This is a genomic window from Salipiger marinus (assembly GCF_900100085.1).
Classification (GTDB): domain Bacteria; phylum Pseudomonadota; class Alphaproteobacteria; order Rhodobacterales; family Rhodobacteraceae; genus Salipiger; species Salipiger marinus.
This window is the reverse complement of the sequence record NZ_FNEJ01000001.1, coordinates 101,851-119,672: the sequence shown is the minus strand read 5'-3', so window position 1 is coordinate 119,672 and position 17,822 is coordinate 101,851. Positions and strand designations below refer to the sequence as shown.

15 protein-coding genes and 1 tRNA gene are annotated in these 17,822 nt (G+C 67.8%); 3 read left to right on the top strand and 13 right to left on the bottom strand.

Annotated features, from left to right (window positions below; all coding sequences use genetic code 11):
• Positions 1 to 21 precede the first annotated feature (21 nt).
• Entirely contained in the window at positions 22 to 906 is an 885-nt protein-coding gene (locus tag BLR51_RS00605; protein ID WP_089842133.1) for a helix-turn-helix transcriptional regulator, read from the top strand.
• A 389-nt stretch (positions 907 to 1,295) separates the two neighbouring features.
• Here BLR51_RS00605 and rimO read toward each other — a convergent pair whose 3' ends face one another.
• From rimO to BLR51_RS00590, 3 genes are all read right to left on the bottom strand, one after another.
• The gene (gene rimO, locus BLR51_RS00600) at positions 1,296 to 2,693 is read right to left on the bottom strand and encodes a 30S ribosomal protein S12 methylthiotransferase RimO (RefSeq protein WP_089842130.1); all 1,398 of its coding nucleotides are present in this window, start codon (positions 2,691 to 2,693) and stop codon (positions 1,296 to 1,298) included.
• Positions 2,694 to 2,834: 141 nt separating this feature from the next.
• Positions 2,835 to 4,616: an SLC13 family permease gene (locus BLR51_RS00595; RefSeq protein ID WP_089842125.1), complete on the bottom strand. Its 1,782-nt coding sequence runs from the start codon at positions 4,614 to 4,616 to the stop codon at positions 2,835 to 2,837.
• A gap of 129 nt (positions 4,617 to 4,745) precedes the next feature.
• On the bottom strand, positions 4,746 to 5,408 hold the full coding sequence (locus BLR51_RS00590) for a GcrA family cell cycle regulator (protein WP_089842120.1): 663 nt from the start codon (positions 5,406 to 5,408) through the stop codon (positions 4,746 to 4,748).
• A 120-nt stretch (positions 5,409 to 5,528) separates the two neighbouring features.
• Between BLR51_RS00590 and BLR51_RS00585 the strand changes: the two genes are divergently transcribed.
• Positions 5,529 to 6,338, top strand: a complete 810-nt coding sequence (locus BLR51_RS00585; protein WP_089842116.1) for an ABC transporter permease — start codon at positions 5,529 to 5,531, stop codon at positions 6,336 to 6,338.
• Here the strand turns inward: BLR51_RS00585 and BLR51_RS00580 are convergent.
• From BLR51_RS00580 to dapF, 4 genes are all read right to left on the bottom strand, one after another.
• Positions 6,292 to 7,206 carry a DMT family transporter gene (locus BLR51_RS00580; RefSeq protein WP_089842110.1) on the bottom strand — a complete coding sequence of 305 codons (915 nt, stop codon included), beginning with the start codon at positions 7,204 to 7,206 and terminating at the stop codon, positions 6,292 to 6,294. The two genes, BLR51_RS00585 and BLR51_RS00580, sit on opposite strands and share 47 nt — an antisense overlap.
• Positions 7,207 to 7,247: 41 nt before the next feature.
• Complete coding sequence (locus BLR51_RS00575; RefSeq protein ID WP_089842105.1) at positions 7,248 to 7,943, bottom strand: CDP-alcohol phosphatidyltransferase family protein; 696 nt, start codon at positions 7,941 to 7,943, stop codon at positions 7,248 to 7,250.
• Positions 7,944 to 8,238: 295 nt separating this feature from the next.
• Positions 8,239 to 9,492, bottom strand: a complete 1,254-nt coding sequence (mtaB, locus tag BLR51_RS00570; protein WP_089842102.1) for a tRNA (N(6)-L-threonylcarbamoyladenosine(37)-C(2))-methylthiotransferase MtaB — start codon at positions 9,490 to 9,492, stop codon at positions 8,239 to 8,241.
• Positions 9,489 to 10,322, bottom strand: coding sequence for a diaminopimelate epimerase (gene dapF / locus BLR51_RS00565; protein WP_089842099.1), 834 nt, complete (start codon positions 10,320 to 10,322; stop codon positions 9,489 to 9,491). The genes mtaB and dapF overlap by 4 nt, the downstream gene beginning before the upstream one ends.
• Positions 10,323 to 10,451: 129 nt before the next feature.
• Between dapF and BLR51_RS00560 the strand changes: the two genes are divergently transcribed.
• Positions 10,452 to 10,527: transfer RNA gene (locus tag BLR51_RS00560), tRNA-Lys, on the top strand.
• 385 nt (positions 10,528 to 10,912) lie between these two features.
• On the opposite strand, the gene BLR51_RS00555 is transcribed toward BLR51_RS00560, so the two are convergent.
• The 6 genes from BLR51_RS00555 to BLR51_RS00530 all read right to left on the bottom strand — a co-directional run bounded on the left by BLR51_RS00555 (position 10,913) and on the right by BLR51_RS00530 (position 17,693).
• A complete protein-coding gene (locus BLR51_RS00555; RefSeq protein WP_089842093.1) occupies positions 10,913 to 12,577 on the bottom strand; it encodes an ABC transporter ATP-binding protein in 1,665 nt (554 codons plus the stop codon).
• A 5-nt stretch (positions 12,578 to 12,582) separates the two neighbouring features.
• A complete protein-coding gene (locus BLR51_RS00550; RefSeq protein ID WP_089842088.1) occupies positions 12,583 to 13,428 on the bottom strand; it encodes a metallophosphoesterase family protein in 846 nt (281 codons plus the stop codon).
• 85 nt (positions 13,429 to 13,513) lie between these two features.
• Positions 13,514 to 15,064, bottom strand: coding sequence for an ABC transporter substrate-binding protein (locus BLR51_RS00545; RefSeq protein ID WP_089842083.1), 1,551 nt, complete (start codon positions 15,062 to 15,064; stop codon positions 13,514 to 13,516).
• Positions 15,065 to 15,124: 60 nt separating this feature from the next.
• On the bottom strand, positions 15,125 to 16,012 hold the full coding sequence (locus tag BLR51_RS00540; protein ID WP_089842079.1) for an ABC transporter permease: 888 nt from the start codon (positions 16,010 to 16,012) through the stop codon (positions 15,125 to 15,127).
• 11 nt (positions 16,013 to 16,023) lie between these two features.
• Positions 16,024 to 16,950: an ABC transporter permease gene (locus BLR51_RS00535; protein ID WP_089842074.1), complete on the bottom strand. Its 927-nt coding sequence runs from the start codon at positions 16,948 to 16,950 to the stop codon at positions 16,024 to 16,026.
• Positions 16,947 to 17,693, bottom strand: a complete 747-nt coding sequence (locus tag BLR51_RS00530) for an HAD family hydrolase (RefSeq protein WP_131821772.1) — start codon at positions 17,691 to 17,693, stop codon at positions 16,947 to 16,949. The genes BLR51_RS00535 and BLR51_RS00530 overlap by 4 nt, the downstream gene beginning before the upstream one ends.
• Positions 17,694 to 17,822 lie beyond the last annotated feature (129 nt).

Genomic DNA, 17,822 nt, shown 5'->3' with positions numbered 1-17,822 from the left:
CCCGACTTGTTGAGAGGGATTGTGACCGACCTGCGCCCTTCCAGCCGCCGCCGTCCCATGATGGCTGCCGAGCAGCACGTGCCCGAGCTGCTGCAGCGATTCCTCATCGATCTGGAAACCACGCAGGGATCGGAAGAGGTCTGGCGGCTGATCGTCTGTCTGGGCCGCGAACTGAAGCTGCCTTGCGTGGATTTTATCGGTGCCAGCGCCTATCGCAACTGGAAGAAGACGCTGTTCCTGCGCACCTCTTACGACTCCGCCTGGCTCAGCGCGTATAACGCCGATCCGGATCTGGCGCGCTGGTCCTATTTCCGCAGCCATGCCATGGACCGGCTGACGCCGATCGCGGTCGGGCTGGAGTTTCTGGACGATTACCACCCTCTGCCCGAGGCGCGGGTGGCGGTCCTGCGCGAGGCGGCGCGGCGCGGCATGCGGGCGGGATTCTCCATCCCGCTGCGCCAGAACGCGCCGTCGCAGGTCGGCCTGCTGACCTTCACCGGCAACCATTCGCGCCGCGACATGCAGCGCATCATTCAGGCCCATGGCTGGACGCTGAGCATGGCGGCGCTGACCGCGCATCAGCGGTATATGTATCATTTCACGCGCGAATTTCCCGAGCGCAACCAGATCACCGGCAAGCAGCTGGAGCTGCTGGAGATGATCGGCGCGGGCCATCAGGACAAGCAGATCGCGGCGCAGCTGGAGATCTCGGTCTCTGCCGTGCGGCAGCGGCTGAACGCGCTGATCCAGAACACCGGGCTAAGCTCGCGCACCGAACTGGCGGCGCTGGCCATGTCGCTGGGCGTGCTGCCCGATCCGCTGCACAAGGCCTGTCAGGCGCAGGTCGACACGCAGGGCGCGCTGGAGGACGAGGCGCTGGATCTGCTGATCCTGTCGGGCACCTGAGGGCAGACAGGCAGGGTGCCGGCAGTCCGCGTAAAAACGGGATGCCCCCGGCAATGGGCGGCATCCCGTAACCTATCAATCCACAGCTTTAATGTCTTGCCCCCGAAGGGAAAATCGATGCCGCGCCCGACGGGGGCTTACGGGATCGCGCATGGCGCCCCGGTGCTCCCCGGCGCTGCCGGATCTGCGTGACCCATCCTGGATGGACCCTCCCTGCCGAACCGACCGAACACCAGAAGGTTACCGCATCGTGAAGAGTTTGTCGCGGATCCGAAGCGGTTGCACCCGGGCAGGGCACCGGGCCCGCCCGCGATTTTTGCCGGGTCACCTGTCATTTCTTGCAGGTTTTGGCCGCGCCACCCCTTACGGGCGGCGCGGATCGCCGCGACTCAGACGCGGGGGGAGGCGATCAAGCGCCCCCACAGATCGTATTCCCCGGCCTCCTCGACCTCGACCGTCACCAGATCGCCGGGCTTCAGCGTCTCGAACCCTTCGTCGATGAACAGGTTGCCGTCGATCTCGGGCGCGTCGGCCATGGTGCGGCAGGTGGCGGCCTCGTCATCCACCTCGTCGACCAGAACCTGCATCTGCCGTCCGACTTTTGCGGCCAGCTTCGCCTCGGAAATCGCCTGAGCCTTTGCCATGAAGCGGTCCCAGCGGTCCTGCTTGACCTCGGGCGCCACGTGATCGGGCAGGGCATTGGACCGCGCGCCCTTCACGTCCTCGTACTGAAAACAGCCGACCCGGTCCAGCTGCGCCTCGTCCAGCCAGTCGAGCAGGGTCTGGAACTCCGCCTCGGTCTCGCCGGGATAGCCCACGATGAAGGTCGACCGCAGCACGATCTCCGGACAGTCGGCGCGCCATGCCGCGATCTCGTCCAGCGTGCGCGCGGCGGCGGCGGGCCGGGCCATGCGCTTCAGCGTGTCGGGATGGGCATGCTGGAACGGAATGTCGAGATAAGGCAGGATGCCACCCGCCCCGCTGCCGGAGGCGCCCGCCATCAGCGGGATCAGCTCGCGCACATGCGGATAGGGATAGACGTAATGCAGCCGCACCCAGGCGCCAAGGCTGCCCAGATCCCGCGCCAGATCGAGGATGGGAAACTTCGCCTCCCGGTCCTTCCAGTCGGTGCCATAGGCGCTGGTGTCCTGACTGATGACCAGCAGCTCGCGCACCCCGGCTTCCACCAGCTTTTCCGCCTCGCGCAGCACGGCGCGATGCGGACGGCTGCTCAGGCGCCCGCGCATGTCGGGGATGATGCAGAACTTGCAGGCGTGATTGCAGCCCTCGGAAATCTTCAGATAGCTGTAATGCCGCGGCGTCAGCTTCACGCCCGCCGCAGGCAGCAGGTCGACAAACGGATCGGGAGAGGGCGGCACGGCGCGATGCACCGCATCCAGAACCTGCTCGTATTGATGCGGGCCCGTCACCGCCAGCACCCGGGGATGCGCGCCGGTGATGTAGTCGGGCTCGGCGCCAAGACAGCCGGTGACGATCACGCGCCCGTTCTCCGACAGCGCCTCGCCGATCGCCTCAAGGCTTTCGGCCTTGGCGCTGTCCAGAAAGCCGCAGGTGTTCACGATCACCGCATCCGCCCCGGAATAGTCCGGCGAGATGCCATAGCCCTCGGCGCGCAGCCGGGTCAGGATACGCTCGCTGTCCACCAGCGCCTTGGGACAGCCAAGCGAGACCATGCCGATGGTCGGCTGGCCGGCACGGCGGGTGTCGGAAATGCGCGCGCGCGCGAGGTCGGGGCGAAGGTCGGGCGGATTCTGCATCCCGCGCATATACGCCCTCTCCCCGGCGCCGCAAAGCCCCTCCGTGGCGCTTCCATTGGCTGAAAATATCCCGGGGGAGTCCCCGCAGGGGACGGGGGCAGAGCCCCCTGTCTGTCTTTGTCCGCCTGTGGCGGACGGGCGGGCAGCGCCCTATGCCGCCAGCCACAGGATCGCGGCGCAGGCTGCCAGCGCCGCCACCCCGTTCATCGGCAGACCGATGCGCAGGAAATCGGCGAAGCGGTAATTGCCCGCGCCATAGACCAGCGTGTTGGTCTGATAGCCGATGGGCGTGGCGAAGCTGGCGCTTGCGCCGAACATCACCGCCATGGCCAGCGCGCGCGGATCAAGCCCGGTCGTCTGCGACAGGCCGATGGCGATGGGGGTGAACACCACCGCCACCGCGTTGTTGGTGACCATCTCGGTCAGGATGGAGGCGATCAGATAGACCGCCAGCAGTGCCAGATAGGGCGGCAGGCCGGACACGAAGGGCGCCACCAGATCCACCACCAGCGCCACGGCGCCGCTGTTCTGCAGGCCCAGCCCGATGACCAGCATGGCAAAGATCAGCACGAGGATGGAGCCGTCCAGCGCGCCCCATGCCTCGTCGGCGTCGATGCAGCGCAGCATCAGCATGGCCGCCACCGCCAGCATCGACAGCACCGCGATGCTCATCACCCCCATCGCGGCCAGCACGACGACCACGGCCAGCGCCACCAGCACCAAGGGCGCGCGGCCCCGGCGGAAGGCGCGCCCGGTGGGACGGCTGACAGAGATCAGCTGCGCCTCCTCCTCCAGCGTCTCGAAGGCCGAAGCGGGCCCTTCCAGCAGCAGCTTGTCGGCGGGTTTCAGCCGCACCGCGCCCAGATCCGGCCCGGGATTGTGCTCGTGCCGGTGCGCGCCCAGCACCCGCACCCCGAAGCGGCGGCCCAGCGACATCTCGCGCAGCGACCGGCCCAGATTGGGCTTGCGCGGCGCCACCACCACCTCGACCGTCACCAGCTCGCCTTCGGCGGGCTCGCCCCGGCGCAGGCCGACGCGGAAGCCGGGATCGGCATGCAGCGTCAGCAGTTCCGAGGTGGGCGCGCGCAGCACCAGCACGTCGCCCTTTTCCAGCACCTGATCGGCCACGGTGCCGCGCAGCGGCTCTCCCTTGCGGCGCAGGCCCAGCACCCGCAGCCCGCCCCGCGACAGCGCCGCCACCTCGCCGACCGTCTTGCCTGCATGGGTCTCGTCGACAAGCGCCGCTTCCGACAGGAAGGTGGTCTCGCCCAGCATCTGGTCGGGGTTGCTGGCATCGCGGTCGGGCAGCAGCGCGCGGCCTAGGGCGGCCAGCGTGGCAAGCCCTGCCAGCGCCACGACGATCCCCACCGGCGTGATCTCGAAGATGCCGAAGGGCTCCAGCCCTTCGCGCTGCGCCACCCCGTCCACAAGCAGGTTGGTGGAGGTGCCGATCAGCGTGCAGGTGCCGCCCAGAATCGCCACATAGGACAGCGGGATCAGCAGCCGTGTCGGCGCCACCTTCAGCGCGCCCGCCAGCCGGATCACCACCGGAATCAGCACCAGCACCACGGGCGTGTTGTTCACGAAGGCCGAAGCCAGCAGCGTGACCGCCACGATCAGCCCCAGCGCCAGCCCGGCCCTACGCTCTGCCTGTGCGATCACCATGTCAGAGATCGCCTCCAGCACGCCGGTGCGCACCAGCGCGCCGGACAGCACGAACATGGCGGCGATGGTCAGCGGCGCGGGGTTGGAAAAGACCGACAGCAGGTCGTCCTGCGACACGAAGCCAAGGATCACGAAGACCGCGGCAAGGCCGGTCGCCGGCACTTCGGGCGGATAGACCTCCCACAGGAAAAACCCGAACAGCGCCACGATCAGCAGCAACGCAAGCGGCGCCTGATAGGACGCCCCGATCTGAAGGAACTCTGCCATCTGCCCGTTTCCATCTCTGCCCAACGGACTCAACGCCGCGACGCGGCATCGCGTTGCTCCGTGTCGCAGAAAAAGATGCGGGCCCCGCAAAGGGGGCCCATCGGGTCGGCAGAGGAGGGCGCGCGGCGCCTAGCGGCGGCGGTCCCGGCGCGAGGACATGGGCTGGAACGCCACGCCCACATGCGCCTCGCAATAGGGTTTGCCCTGCTGCACGGGCAGGCCGCAGAACCAGAAATCCGGCGTCGCGGGATCGCCCACCGGCCATTTGCAGGTGCGTTCGGTCAGCTCCATCAGGGTCAGCCGTTTGGCCTTCTTCTCGATCTCGCTGACCTTGGCCAGCGCCTCGGGGCTGATTTCATTGGCCGAAGGCTGCGGCGGCAGGGGCTGTCCCGCAGGCACGATGGCCTTGCGCGCGGGGCTGGGCACGGGACGGGTTTCCGCCTCGTCCATGTCCTCGTCCATGTCGATATCCACCGGAGCGCGCTTTGTGGGCGCGTCATCTTCCAGTTCGGCCTCTGGCTGCGGGGCGGGTCTGCCCTTGGTTTCCTTGATGATCTTCGCCTCCTTCGCGGGCGGTGCGGCGGGCGCCGCGGGCGGGGCTGCGGGCGCCTGTGCCGGCACCGGGCCGGGAGCGCCGCCGGGCCCCGTCCGGTTGGACAGGCCAAGCCGATGAACCTTGCCGATCACCGCATTCCGGGTGACGCCGCCCAGTTCCTTGGCGATCTGGCTGGCCGACTGGCCTTCGGCCCACATCTTCTTCAGCAGCTCGACGCGCTCATCCGTCCAGGACATATCGGATCCTCAGCTTGAAAAAAGCGGCCTCGCTGAGGGCCGCCTGGAAATTCCATCGGAGGCCCTATTGTAGTCATCGCCTGCGGAGTTACAAGCCGGGGCAAAGGAAAGGACCGCCCCATGACCACGTCCCGACGCATCGCCCCCGGCACCCGCCGCTTCGGCAGAGTCAACTGGCTGGGGCTGGCGACGCTCTGCCGCCGCGAGATCCAGCGCTTTCTGGCGGTCTGGACCCAGACGCTGCTGGCGCCGCTGGTCACCGCCGGGCTGTTTCTGGTGATCTTCACCATTGCCATCGGCCCCACCCGGGGCGAGGTGCTGGGCGTGCCCTTCACCGAATTCATCGCCCCCGGCATCCTGATGATGACGGTGATCCAGAACGCTTTCGCCAACAGCTCCAGCTCCATCGTGATTTCCAAGGTGCAGGGCAACATCGTCGACACGCTGATGCCGCCGCTGGCGCCGTTCGAACTGGTCATCGGCTATCTGGCGGGCGGTGTCGCGCGCGGCATGGTGGTGGCGCTGGCGATTCTAGCGGGGCTGTTCGTGGCCACGGGGCAGGTGCCCGCGCATCCGCTGCTGCTGGCGGTGTTCGTGGTGCTGGGCGCGGCCTTCCTGTCTGCCGTGGGGGTGGTGGCCGGGCTTTTCGCCAACAAGTTCGACCAGATGGCGGCGATCACCAACTTCATCGTGACCCCGCTCGCCTTTCTGTCGGGCACCTTCTATTCGGTGGAGGCGCTGCCGCCCGGGCTTTACGAGATCACCCATGTGAACCCGGTCTTCTACCTGATCGACGGGGCGCGCTATGGCATGATCGGCGTGTCGGACAGCAGCCCGATGCTGGGGCTGGCCGTGGCGGTGGGATCGACCGCGCTGGTGGCGCTTATGGCTTGGGGGCTGTTCCGGACCGGCTGGCGGCTGAAGGCCTGAGCCGCGCCTCCCGCCATGCCAGCAGGGCGGCGCCCGCCACGATGATCACCGCGCCCGCCGCCGACACGGCGTCGGGGATCACCCCGAACAGCGCCAGATCGTAAAGCGCCGCAAAGACCAGCGTCGCATACCAGAACGGCGCCACGAAGCTGGCATCGGCGCGGGCGATGGCGGTGATGAAACAGGTCTGCGCCAGCGCCATCAGCCCGCCGATTCCCGCCAGCGCCGCCCATTGCGCCGGGGTCGGGGCCTGCCAGACAAAGGCCGCGGCAAGGCTGGCAAGGACCACACCGATCACGTTGTTGACCAGCAGGATCTGGAAGGCGGGCTCGCGCCCCGACAGCCGCTTTATGACGATGGTCTCGCAGCCCAGCATCAGGGCGGCGCCAAGCGCCAGCAGCGCCTCGGGGCGGAAGGCCTCCGGGGTTGGGCGCAGCAGGATCATCGCGCCCGCCAGCGCCAGTGCCGCCGCCGACAGCCGCACCGGCCCCACCTTTTCGCGCAGGATCAGCGCCGCCAGCAGCAGCGCCACCACCGGGTTCAGAAAGCTGATCGCCGTGGCATCGGCCAGCGGGATGAAGGCGGCGGCGGCGAACATGAAGCTGACCCCGCCCCAGCCGAACACCACGCGCAGCGTATGGGTGCCCCATGCCGGGCGGTGCAGCCTTGGCCGCAGCACCGCCGCTGCGGTGGCAAAGGCGAGGAAGGCGAACAGGAACCGCCCCTGACTGACCTGCAGCGGGTGCAGCGCGGGCCCCAGCGCGCCGGTGCCGACGGCCTTGGCCAGAAGCGTGGTGCCCGCCACAAGGCTGGAGGCCGCAAGCGTCAGCAGCGCCGCCAGCGCGGTGTTCGGAGCAGGGGGAATCATGGCGTGCGGCGCAGACGCTACGGCGGGGGTCGCGCTGCGGCTCACCGCGTCCGCGCGGGGATAAGCTGCTGCGCGATGCCCGCGAACAGCAGGTAAAGCGAGGTAGCGACCAGCCCCCAATGCGCCCAGCTTTGCGGATGGAATTCGACCCATGCCGCCCAGCCCGCAAAGAAGGTCCATGCCAGCGCCATGGGCAGCGACACCGCGCGCCAGCGTTCGGTGCGCACGGGGTGGATGAATTTCATCGGCAGGAACATCGCGATGGCCAGCACCGAGACCAGCGTCAGGATCACCCAGAAATTCGGCTGCAGCGCAAAGAGCACCAGCACCAGCATGTTCCAGCAGCCGGGAAACCCGCTGAAGGAATTGTCCGCCGTCTTCATCCGGCTGTCGGCGAAATACAGCGCGCTGGCAAAGGTGATGATGATGATGGCGATCCAGCCGGTCCAGCCGGGCAGCAGATCCGAATGGAACAGCGCAAAGGCCGGGATGAACACATAGGTCAGGTAGTCGATGATCAGATCCAGCAGCACCCCGTCAAAGCGTGGTGCGTTGGTCTTGACGTCATAGCGGCGGGCCAGCGGACCATCGATGCCATCAACAAAAAACGCCACCACGAGCCAGAGGAACATCAGCGCCCAGTCTTCGCGCGCGGCGGCCAGTAGCGCCAGCATGGCAAAGACCGCGCCTGTGGCGGTGAAGAGATGGACCAGAAGGGCACGGCTTTGGCGTTGCATGACCGTCCTCATGACTCAAACCGGGGACTCATGCAACGGGTGCAGGCATCCCCCCGCCTCGGGCAGCGGATCCCGGACAGGGTTGGCGCGCGTGGCAGGCTCCTGTCCGACGCCTTCGGCCAGAGGTGCCGCAGGATCGCCGAGACCGCACCAGATGCCGGTGGGCATGGTCCGCCCGGGCGCCAGCAGGACCAAACGTGCCTATGTCGGCGCGGCGGCAAGGCCCGGTCATGGACCAAGCCGATGCCGCGCCCGGCCCGCCTGCGCCGGAACGCGGATCCGGGTCGGGAAGGTGTCAGGCGGTCAGACGCGCGCCGTCATGGCCGGTGATGGTGGCGGTGATGATCGCGCCTTCGGTCTGCGGCGCGCGCAGCGTCACCTCGGTGAACTGCTCGGTCCGGCCCATATCGGGCGCTTCCATCAGGATGCGGTGGGTCACGCCCTTCTGTGCCGCCAGATGGCGCTGCACCGCCGCCTCGCCTGCGGCGCGCAGCCGGGCGGCACGTTCCTTGATCACCCGGCCATCGACGCGGGCGGGAATGCGCGCGGCGGGGGTGCCGGGGCGGGCGGAATAGGGAAAGACATGCAGCCATGTCAGGCCGCAGTCTTCGACCAGCTTCAGCGAATTGTCGAAATGCGCGTCGGTCTCGGTGGGGAACCCCGCGATGATGTCGGCGCCAAAGGTCAGGTCGGGGCGCAGCCTGCGCGCCTCCTCGGTAAAGCGGATGGCATCGTCGCGCAGATGGCGGCGCTTCATCCGCTTCAGGATCAGATCGTCGCCATGCTGCAGGCTCAGATGCAGATGCGGCATCAGGCGCGGTTCGGTGGCGATGGCCAGCATCAGGTTGTCGTCCGCCTCGATCGAATCGATCGAGGAGATCCGCAGCCGCGGCACATCCGTCAGCCGCAGCAGCCGCATCACCAGATCGCCCAGCCGGGGCGTGCCGGGCAGATCGGCCCCCCAGGAGGTCAGATCCACCCCGGTCAGCACCACCTCGTTATAGCCCTGCTGCACCAGCCGCTTGACCTGATCCACCACCACCCCGGCCGGGACCGACCGCGAATTGCCCCGGCCATAGGGGATGATGCAGAAGGTGCAGCGATGGTCGCAGCCGTTCTGCACCTGCACATAGGCGCGGCTGCGCGTGCCGAACCCGTCGATCAGATGACCTGCGGTTTCGGTCACCGACATGATGTCATTGACCTGCACCCGCTCGGTGTCGGCGATGAAATCGGGGCGCAGCCCCTGCCACGTCTCCGGCGCCATCTTTTCGCTGTTGCCGATGACGTGATCGACCTCCGCCATGGCGGCGAAGCTTTCGGGGTCGATCTGCGCGGCGCAGCCGGTGACGATCAGCCGGGCTTCGGGGTTTTCGCGGCGCAGGCGGCGGATTTCCTGCCGGGCCTTGCGCACCGCCTCGGCGGTCACGGCGCAGGTGTTCACGATGACCGCATCCTGCAGCCCGGCCTGATCGGCCAGCGCCTTCATCGCCTCGGTCTCATAGGCGTTGAGCCGGCAGCCCAGCGTGGTGAATCGCGGCGCGCTCATGCCACCTGCTCCAGCCATGCGGCGCTGAGCGTGCCGTCGAACACATGCGCGGTGGCGCCGGTCATCCAGACGCCATCCTCGCGCCAGTCGATGATCAGCGTGCCGCCATCCAGATCCACCGTCACCTGCCGCCCCGTCAGCCCGCGCCGCGCCGCCGCCACCGCCGTGGCGCAGGAGGACGAGCCAGAGGCCAGCGTCACGCCGACGCCGCGTTCCCAGACCCGCATCCGCAGATGATTCGGCCCGGTCAGGCTGGCGACCTGCACATTTGTGCGCTGCGGAAAGAGCGGGTGATGCTCATGCTTGGGACCGATCTGCTCCAGCGTCACGGCTTCGGCATCCGGCACGAAGAAGGTGCAGTGCGGATTGCCCATGCCGGTGGCGGTGGGGCTGCCGTCGATGGGCAGCTCCAGCGTGTCCATGGCATGGGCCAGCGGAATCTCCTGCCAGTCAAGCTGCGGAGCACCCATATTGACCGAGGTCAGCCCGCCGCCCGCATCCACCGCGCGCAGGGTGCCGCGTTCGGTGACCAGATCCAGCGCGTCGCGCCCGGTTTCGTCCATCAGCCAGCGCGCGATGCAGCGGGTGGCATTGCCGCAGGCGCCTGCGGTGGATCCATCGGCGTTGTAGAAGGTCAGCCGGGCATCGCCCGCGCCATGGGTGACCAGCGCAAGCTGGTCGAATCCCACGCCGCGATGCCGGTCGGCCAGCGCACGCGCCAGCGCCGGTGTCACCTCGATCTGGCGGGCACGCCCGTCCAGCACGACGAAGTCGTTGCCAAGCCCGTGCATCTTGAGAAAGGGCAGAGTCTGTGCGCGTGTCTGATCCATCCGCGGCCCTATACGCCTGTTGCGAGGCCCTTTCCAGAGTCTGGACCCGTCCCGAAACACGGATGTTGGAAAAATGTGATTTTTCGGGTTGACCCTACCCTCCGCTCTTTCTAGAAGCGCCCCCACAGTGGGCCGTTAGCTCAGTTGGTAGAGCAACTGACTTTTAATCAGTGGGTCGCAGGTTCGAATCCTGCACGGCTCACCACTAAACTCCTGAAAGTTGAGAAAAGTTTTCCCCTTCGGGGGCCGTAATCCGCGTGTCGTGATATCCCCGCGCGGGAGGGTCCGGATTAGGGCGAAATCAGCGGATTCTGCCGCATCAGCCCGCCTTTTGCGGGGGCCGCTGGCCCGTGTCGCAGCGTGGGCAGGTCAGGCCGCGCCGATGGCCGATTCGTCGGTGTTCCTGCCCGAATCGTTCTGAGCCGCCCGGCGGAGGGTCCGCATCCTTCCCATTCCGCGAACCGACCGGCGCGGGGCGGGTGAGTCGCTCCGACTCACCCGCCCCTGAAACGACCGCAGGCTCGGCCCGCCCGTGATGCGGCAGGCGCGGTTTGGCCCCGGCCCGGCCTCAAACCTGGGTCACGCCGGGGTCAGGTGAGCGCCAGAGCGTCCTGCCGAATCCCTGCCGCGGCAGTCCCGATATCGGCTCGCGGCACGGCGGCCATCAGGCGGCGGGTATAGGGATGGCGGGGGGCATGCAGAACCTGCGCCGTCTCGCCCTGTTCCACGATCTCGCCCTTGAACATCACCGCGATGCGGTGACTGACCCGTTCGACGACGGCGATGTCATGGCTGATGAACAGAAAAGAAACCCCCTCCTCGCGCTGGATGCGGGCCATCAGATCCGTCACCCGCCGCGCGGTCGAGACATCAAGCGCCGAGACGGCCTCGTCCGCCACGATGATCTGGGGCGTCACCGACAGCGCCCGCGCGATGCAGATCCGCTGCCGCTGCCCGCCCGAGAACTGGTGCGGATAACGTTCCGCCGCATCGGACGGCAGACCCACCCGCTCCAGCAGGTCGCGCGCCATGGCGTCGCGTCCCCTTGGGGTCACCATGCCGTGCAGATGGGCCGGTTCGGTGATCAGATCACGGATCGACATGCGCGGGTTGAGCGCGGCATAGGGATCCTGAAACACCATCTGAATCCGCGCCCGGTGGGGTTTCAGCGCCGCCGCGCCAAGCGTGTCGATCCGGGTGCCCAGCAGGTCGATCTCGCCGGAGGCGGGGTCAACCAGCCGCATCACCGTGCGCGCCAGAGAGGACTTGCCGCAGCCGCTTTCTCCCACCAGCCCCAGCGTTTCGCCCCGCCCCAGCGTGAGGGAGACGCCGCGCACCGCCTTGACCGGCGCCCTGCGGGAAAAAATCCCCCCGCCGCCATAAGTCGTCACCACATCGCGCAGCACCAGCACCGGCTCGGCCCCTGTCAGCGGGGCAGGGGAGCCGCCGCCAAGCCGTGGCGTGGCGGCCAGCAGTTCGCGGGCATAGTCGGATTTCGGCGCGGCGAAAAGATCGGCCTTGCGCCCCTCCTCGACAAGGTGGCCATCCTTCAGCACCAAGACCCGGTCGGCGATTTCGGACACGACGCCAAGGTCGTGGGTGATAAAAAGCACCGCCATCCCCAGATCGCGCTGCAGCCCCGCGATCAGGGCCAGAATCTCGGCCTGCGTGGTGACGTCCAGCGCGGTGGTCGGCTCGTCCGCGATCAGCACGTCGGGTTCGCAGACCAGCGCCATGGCGATCATCACCCGCTGCCGCAGCCCGCCGGACAGTTCATGCGGATACTGGTCCAGCCGCTGGTCCGGTTCGGGGATCTGGACCCGCTCCAGCGCGGCGCGGGCGGCGGAGCGGGCGGCGCGGCCCCGCAGGCCGCGATGCAGGGCCAGCGTTTCGGCCAGCTGCGCACCGACCGTCATCACCGGGTTGAGCGAGGTCATGGGTTCCTGAAACACCATGGCGATCCGGTCGCCCCGGATCGCCCGCAACGCGGCGGGGGGCAGGGTGGTGATCTCGACCGTGGTGCCGGGGGTCTTTGCACAGGCCAGCCTTATGTGCCCTCCGGTGATCCGCCCGCCCTCGCGTTCGATCAGCCGCAGGATCGACAGCGCCGTGGCGCTTTTGCCCGAGCCGCTTTCACCCACCAGCGCAAGCGTCTCGCCCCGATGGATGTCGAAACTCAGCCCGTGCACCGCCTCGGTGGAGCCGAAGGCGACGCGCAGGTTCTTGACGGACAGGACGGGAGGCTGGGGCAGCATCGGGCTCACTCCGCCGCGAGATCGGCAGGACGCGGGGCCAGCGCCGGTGTCCAGCGGTGCCGCGCGGGGGTCAGGCGGGTTTCGAAGGGATCGTCCCCGAAGACCTGCCAGTGCACCGTGTCGCCAAGTTCCAGCATCCCCCAGGCGCGGGCCGGCTCGCCCGCGGTGGTGAAGCTTTCGGTCAGGCTTTGCTGGGTCATGTGCGGGATGCCGTCCACGGTGGTGACGGTGTTCCAGTGGACATGCCCGGCGATGGCCGCAACAGGCACACGGGCCTGCGCGAGCGCGGCCCGGGCGCGTTCGGCCTGCGGATAGGTGGACAGGCCCGGGCTGCGCTGGAAGTAGTAATTGCCGGTCTGGGCATGGCCGGAAATCGGCACGTGAGAGGCCAGCAGCGTCGGCTTCGCCGCCTGCTGCGCCATGCGCGACAGCCACAGCAGGTCGCTTTCGGGCAGGTCGAACCCGGGGCGCGGCACGTTGCGGTGAATGCGCGCATCCGCCCGCCACAGCGCCAGCTGCCACGCGCCAAGGTCGATCACCTCGGACACCAGCGGCACGCCAAGGATTTCCTCGTTTTCGGCCACGCTCAGATGGTCGCGGTCATGATTGCCGCAGACATGGTGGACGGGCGCATCGATGCGGGCAAAGATCTCGGCCACCTCACGTTCCAGCCGGGCATCGGTCTGGCTGTCCACGTCCGAGATCCGGTCGCCGAGGTCGAGCACCATGTCGGGTTTCTGGGCGTTGGTCCATTCCGCGAAGGCGGCGAGCAGCTCCAGCGCCGTGTCGCCGCGTTTGGTATGCGAGGGGGCGCCGTGGTGGATGTCGGTGACGATGGCGATCCGGGTCATGTCGGTCTCCGTATTGGGGCGTGAGGGGGTCTTGCTGAACGGATGGGGGGGGGGACCGGGCCCGCAGGCCCGGCCCCTTTCTGGGTCAGCTGTCGGCGAGGGAAATGCTGCCGGCGCGGAAGTCGAGCACATAGGGGATGTGACCGGGCAGCGGCGCCCAGTTCACGGCGTTCTGCATGCCCCAGCTTTCGAACGGGCGATAAAGCGGCAGCACCGGCGGATCCTGCCTGATCTCCTCCATCAGTTCGGCATAGGCGGCCTTGCGGGCCTCGACATCGCTGGAAAAGCGGAAGCGGTCCCACTTCTCTGCATATTCGGCGTCGGTGTTGAACCGGCCTTCGCTTTCCGAGGGGCCCGCTGGCGCCCACATCACGCCGAAGGAGCCGAAGGGGTCGGCGAAATACATCGGATTCGACCAGTTGCGCGTCATCATTTCCGCGTCGCCGCCGGACCACTGGTCCTGCACGTTCACGCGGCCATTGACGCCCACGGCGGCCCACATCTCCATGATCGCCTGCGCGGCCAGCAGGCCGTTGGTGTAGTAGGTCGCGGCGGTGTCATAGGTGATCTCGAACCCGTCATAGCCTGCCTCCTGCAGCAGGGCCTTGGCGCGTTCGGGATCGTAGTCGAAGGTCTCAAGGTCGGGCTGATGCAGCGCGCCCATTTCGGCCATGGTGTGGGTGGAAGGCACGACAGCCTTGCCCAGCCACAGCGCCTCGTTGAGCGCGTCGCGGTCGATGGCCAGCGACAGCGCCTGACGGATGCGCGGATCCTGCAGCTTGGGGTGGTTCTGGTTCATGATCATGACATGAAACAGCGCCGTGGCCGAACCTTCGGTCTTCAGGGTCGGGTCACTGTCGATCAGCGACAGCTGGTCGGGGGCCACGTTGGTGACGATGTCAGCCTCGCCGGTCTTGAGCGCGGTGATGCGGCTGGCGGTCTCGGCGATCTGCACCACGGTCGCGCGCTCCAGCGGGGCAGGCTGGCCCCAGAACCCGTCGAACCGTTCCCAGACCAGCTTTTCGCCCGGCTGGAACGAGGCGATCTTGTAGGGGCCGGTGCCGACCGGGGCGAGCGAGAAGGCTTCAAAATCGCTGTCCTCGGCCACTTCGGGATCCCCGGTCAGTGCCTTCGTATAGGCCTCGGGGATGATCATCGCCTGCTGCATAGAGATCAGCGTCTCCCACAGCGGTTCCTCGCGCTCGACATGGATGCGGATCGTGTGGGTGTCGACTTTCTCGGCGCCGGTGAAATTGGCGAACCGGTCCTTGGCGCGCACGACATAAGGCGGGAAGGTCGCCTGAAACATGCGGTTGAGCGAGAAGACCACGTCATCGGCGGTCATCTCGTCGCCATTGTGGAACGTCACGCCTTCGCGCAGTTTCAGCTCCATCACGGTCGGCTCGACCAGTTCCCAGGAGGTGGCGAGGCCGGGGGTCCATTCGGGCTCCAGCTTGGTGTGGTCGCGGTCGATCAGCGTGTCGAAGCTGTTGTAGTAGAACTGCGAGCCGACATTGGAATGGTCGCGGCCCGGATCGACATAGGGCGTCACGTTTGCAGCGCCGACGGTGATGTCCTGCGCGGCGGCAATCAGCGGCAGCGCGGACAGGGCGGTGGTAAGCATCAGGCGGAACATGGGTGTCTCCGGTGTGTGTGAGGAAAGGTCGGGCCGGTTGTCCGGCTCTTGGCTATGGGGTCAGCGGTCATTCAGGCGGACATCGGCGCGGTCGCGCAGCCAGTCGCCCAGAATTTGCACGGTGAAGGTCAGCAGCACGATCAGCGCGGCGGGGGTCAGCACGATCCACGGCGCGGTCGGCATGTAGTCGCGGCCCAGCCCCACCATCGACCCCAGCGAGGGCTGAGGCGGCTGCACGCCGAGACCGAGGAAGGAAAGCGTGCTTTCAAGGATGACGATGTTCGACAGGGCAAGCGTGAACTGCACCACCAGCGGCGAGACGAGGTTGGGCAGCACATGGCGCCATGCGGTGTAGAGCGGCCCGGCACCGGCGGCGCGAGCCGCCTCCAGATAGGGCTGTGCCGCGATCCGGCGCACCTCGCCGCGGACGATGCGGGCGTATTGCTCCCACCCGGCGACGCCAAGGACGAAGACCAGAACCGTCAGGCTGGAGCCCATGAGGGCCAGCACCAGCAGGGCCACCAGCGTGAACGGGATGGCGATCTGCATGTCCACCAGCGCCATGATCCCGTCTTCGGCCCAGCCCCGGCGCAGGCCCGCGACCAGCCCCAGCAGCCCGCCGATCACAAGGCCGATCACGGCCCCCGCAAAGGCCAGCGCCAGCGTCAGCCGCAGCCCGTGCAGCGACCGGGAGAGCACGTCGCGGCCCAGCTCGTCGGTGCCCGCGAAATGGCCCGCCGAATAGCGGTCAAACCCGACTGGCGGGCGCAGGCGCGCCAGCAGGCTCTGCTGCAGCGGATCGTAGGCCGTCAGCAGCGGGGCGAAGATCGCGGCGCCCACCAGCAGCAGGGCCAGAGCCATGGCGACCTTCTGGATGATGTCGGCGCCCTGCGCGCTGCGGGCCTTGCGGCGGCGGCGGCGCGGGATGGGATCGGCGAGGGTGACCATGTGTTCTCTCCTCAGGCTCGGGCCAGCCGGATCCGGGGATCGGCGAGCGCATAGGCGATGTCGGTGAGCGTGTTGATGGCGACCACGGCCACGGCGACGGCGATCACGCCGAACTGCAGCACCGGGTAGTCGCGCAGGATCGCGGCACTGACGAGCATCTGTCCGACGCCCGGCCACGAGAAGATGCTTTCCACCACGACCGATCCGGCGGCGGCCAGCCCCGCGATCTGCAGCCCGATGACGGAGATCACGGTGATCGACGCGTTCCCCAGCCCGTGTTTCAGCACCACCCGCGTCTCGCGCAGGCCCTTGGCCCGGGCGGTGCGGATGAAATCCTGTCCCAGCACGTCCAGCATGGCATTGCGCGTGAAGCGGGTCAGGGCGGCGATCAGGACGCCCGCCATGGCGATGGTGGGCATGATGAAATGCTGCCACGTGCCGTTGCCGACCACCGGCAGCCAGTTCAGCCAGTAGGAGAAGGTCAGCACCATGACGATGGCCAGCACGAAGGACGGCACCGCATAGCCGGTGAAGGCCACGACCATGATCGCCGACCCGATCCAGCTGCGCCGATGGACGGCGGCCAGCACCCCCAGCGGCAAGGACACGGCAATCGTCAGCGCCACGGAGGCCAGCAGAAGCTGCCCCGAGGGCCAGAGCCGTTCCGCCACCACCGTCGTCACCGGGCGCCGGTCCACGAAGCTGAGCCCGAATTCACCCGAAACGACCCCGCGCAGATAGGCAAGATACTGGTGCCAGAGCGAGCGATCGAGGTCGAAATATGCGATCAGCGCTTCTCGGCCCTCGGTGGTCAGCCCCTCGCCCAGAAAGGTGTCGATGGGATTGCCTGACAGGCGGGTGGCGACAAAGGTCACCGTGACGATCGCAAAAAGCGTGACCACCGCCTTTACGGCGAGGCGCAGCAGGTAAGGGATCATTGTCCGGACCTCCGATGGATGTGAATGAAGGGCATGCCCGCCGCTGCGGCGGCCTTGCCGTCGGTCAGCGCGTTGTCGCCGACAAAGACCGCGTCCGCGGCGGTCAGCCCGGCCTCGGTCAGGGCATGGGTCAGCATCGCGGCATGGGGTTTGCCCAGACTGCGCCAGACCAGCCCGGGGCGGATCGCCAGCAGCGCTGCCAGCAGCGCCCCGGTCTCGGCCACGGGCTGGCCTGCGTGATCGGGATGCGAGACATCCTCGTTCGCCACCCAAAGCCGCGCGCCTTGCGCCAGCCGGGTCACCAGCGGCCCCAGCGTATCGACGTTCTGGCCCGGATCGCGGCAGAGCAGCACCGCCTCGGGGTCGCGGGACTCCGTATCCAGCCCCAGCGCGCGGGCGCGCTCCACCAGAATTGGCGCGGCGCAAAGCGTCAGCCGCCGCACGCCCTGTCGGGCGAGATGTGCCAGAGTGAACTCTCCCGCCAGCAGGACATGCGCTGCGGGCACGCACAGGCCAAGATCGGACAGCTGACGGGACAGGGCCGCGGCGGTGCTGTCGGACCGGTTGGAGACAATGCGCAGCCGGGCGCCGCAGCTTTCGACGAAGTCCGCCGTCTCTGCAAAGAGCCGCCCCTCCGACATCAGGCACCCGTCCAGATCGCAAAGCACGATCCCCGCGTCCTGCACGGCCTGAGGATCAAGCCTTGCGTGGTGTCGGGTGTCCGGAATGGAAAATGTGGTCACGGCGGCCAAGTCCTGGTTCTCCTGCTTTGGCGCAGCCGGGCCGTCACTGGCCAGCTGTCGGAGTGACCAATGGGCGCGCTTTGTAACAGCGCCGACACGAACGAAAGCTAAAGCTTGGGAAAACCAAGC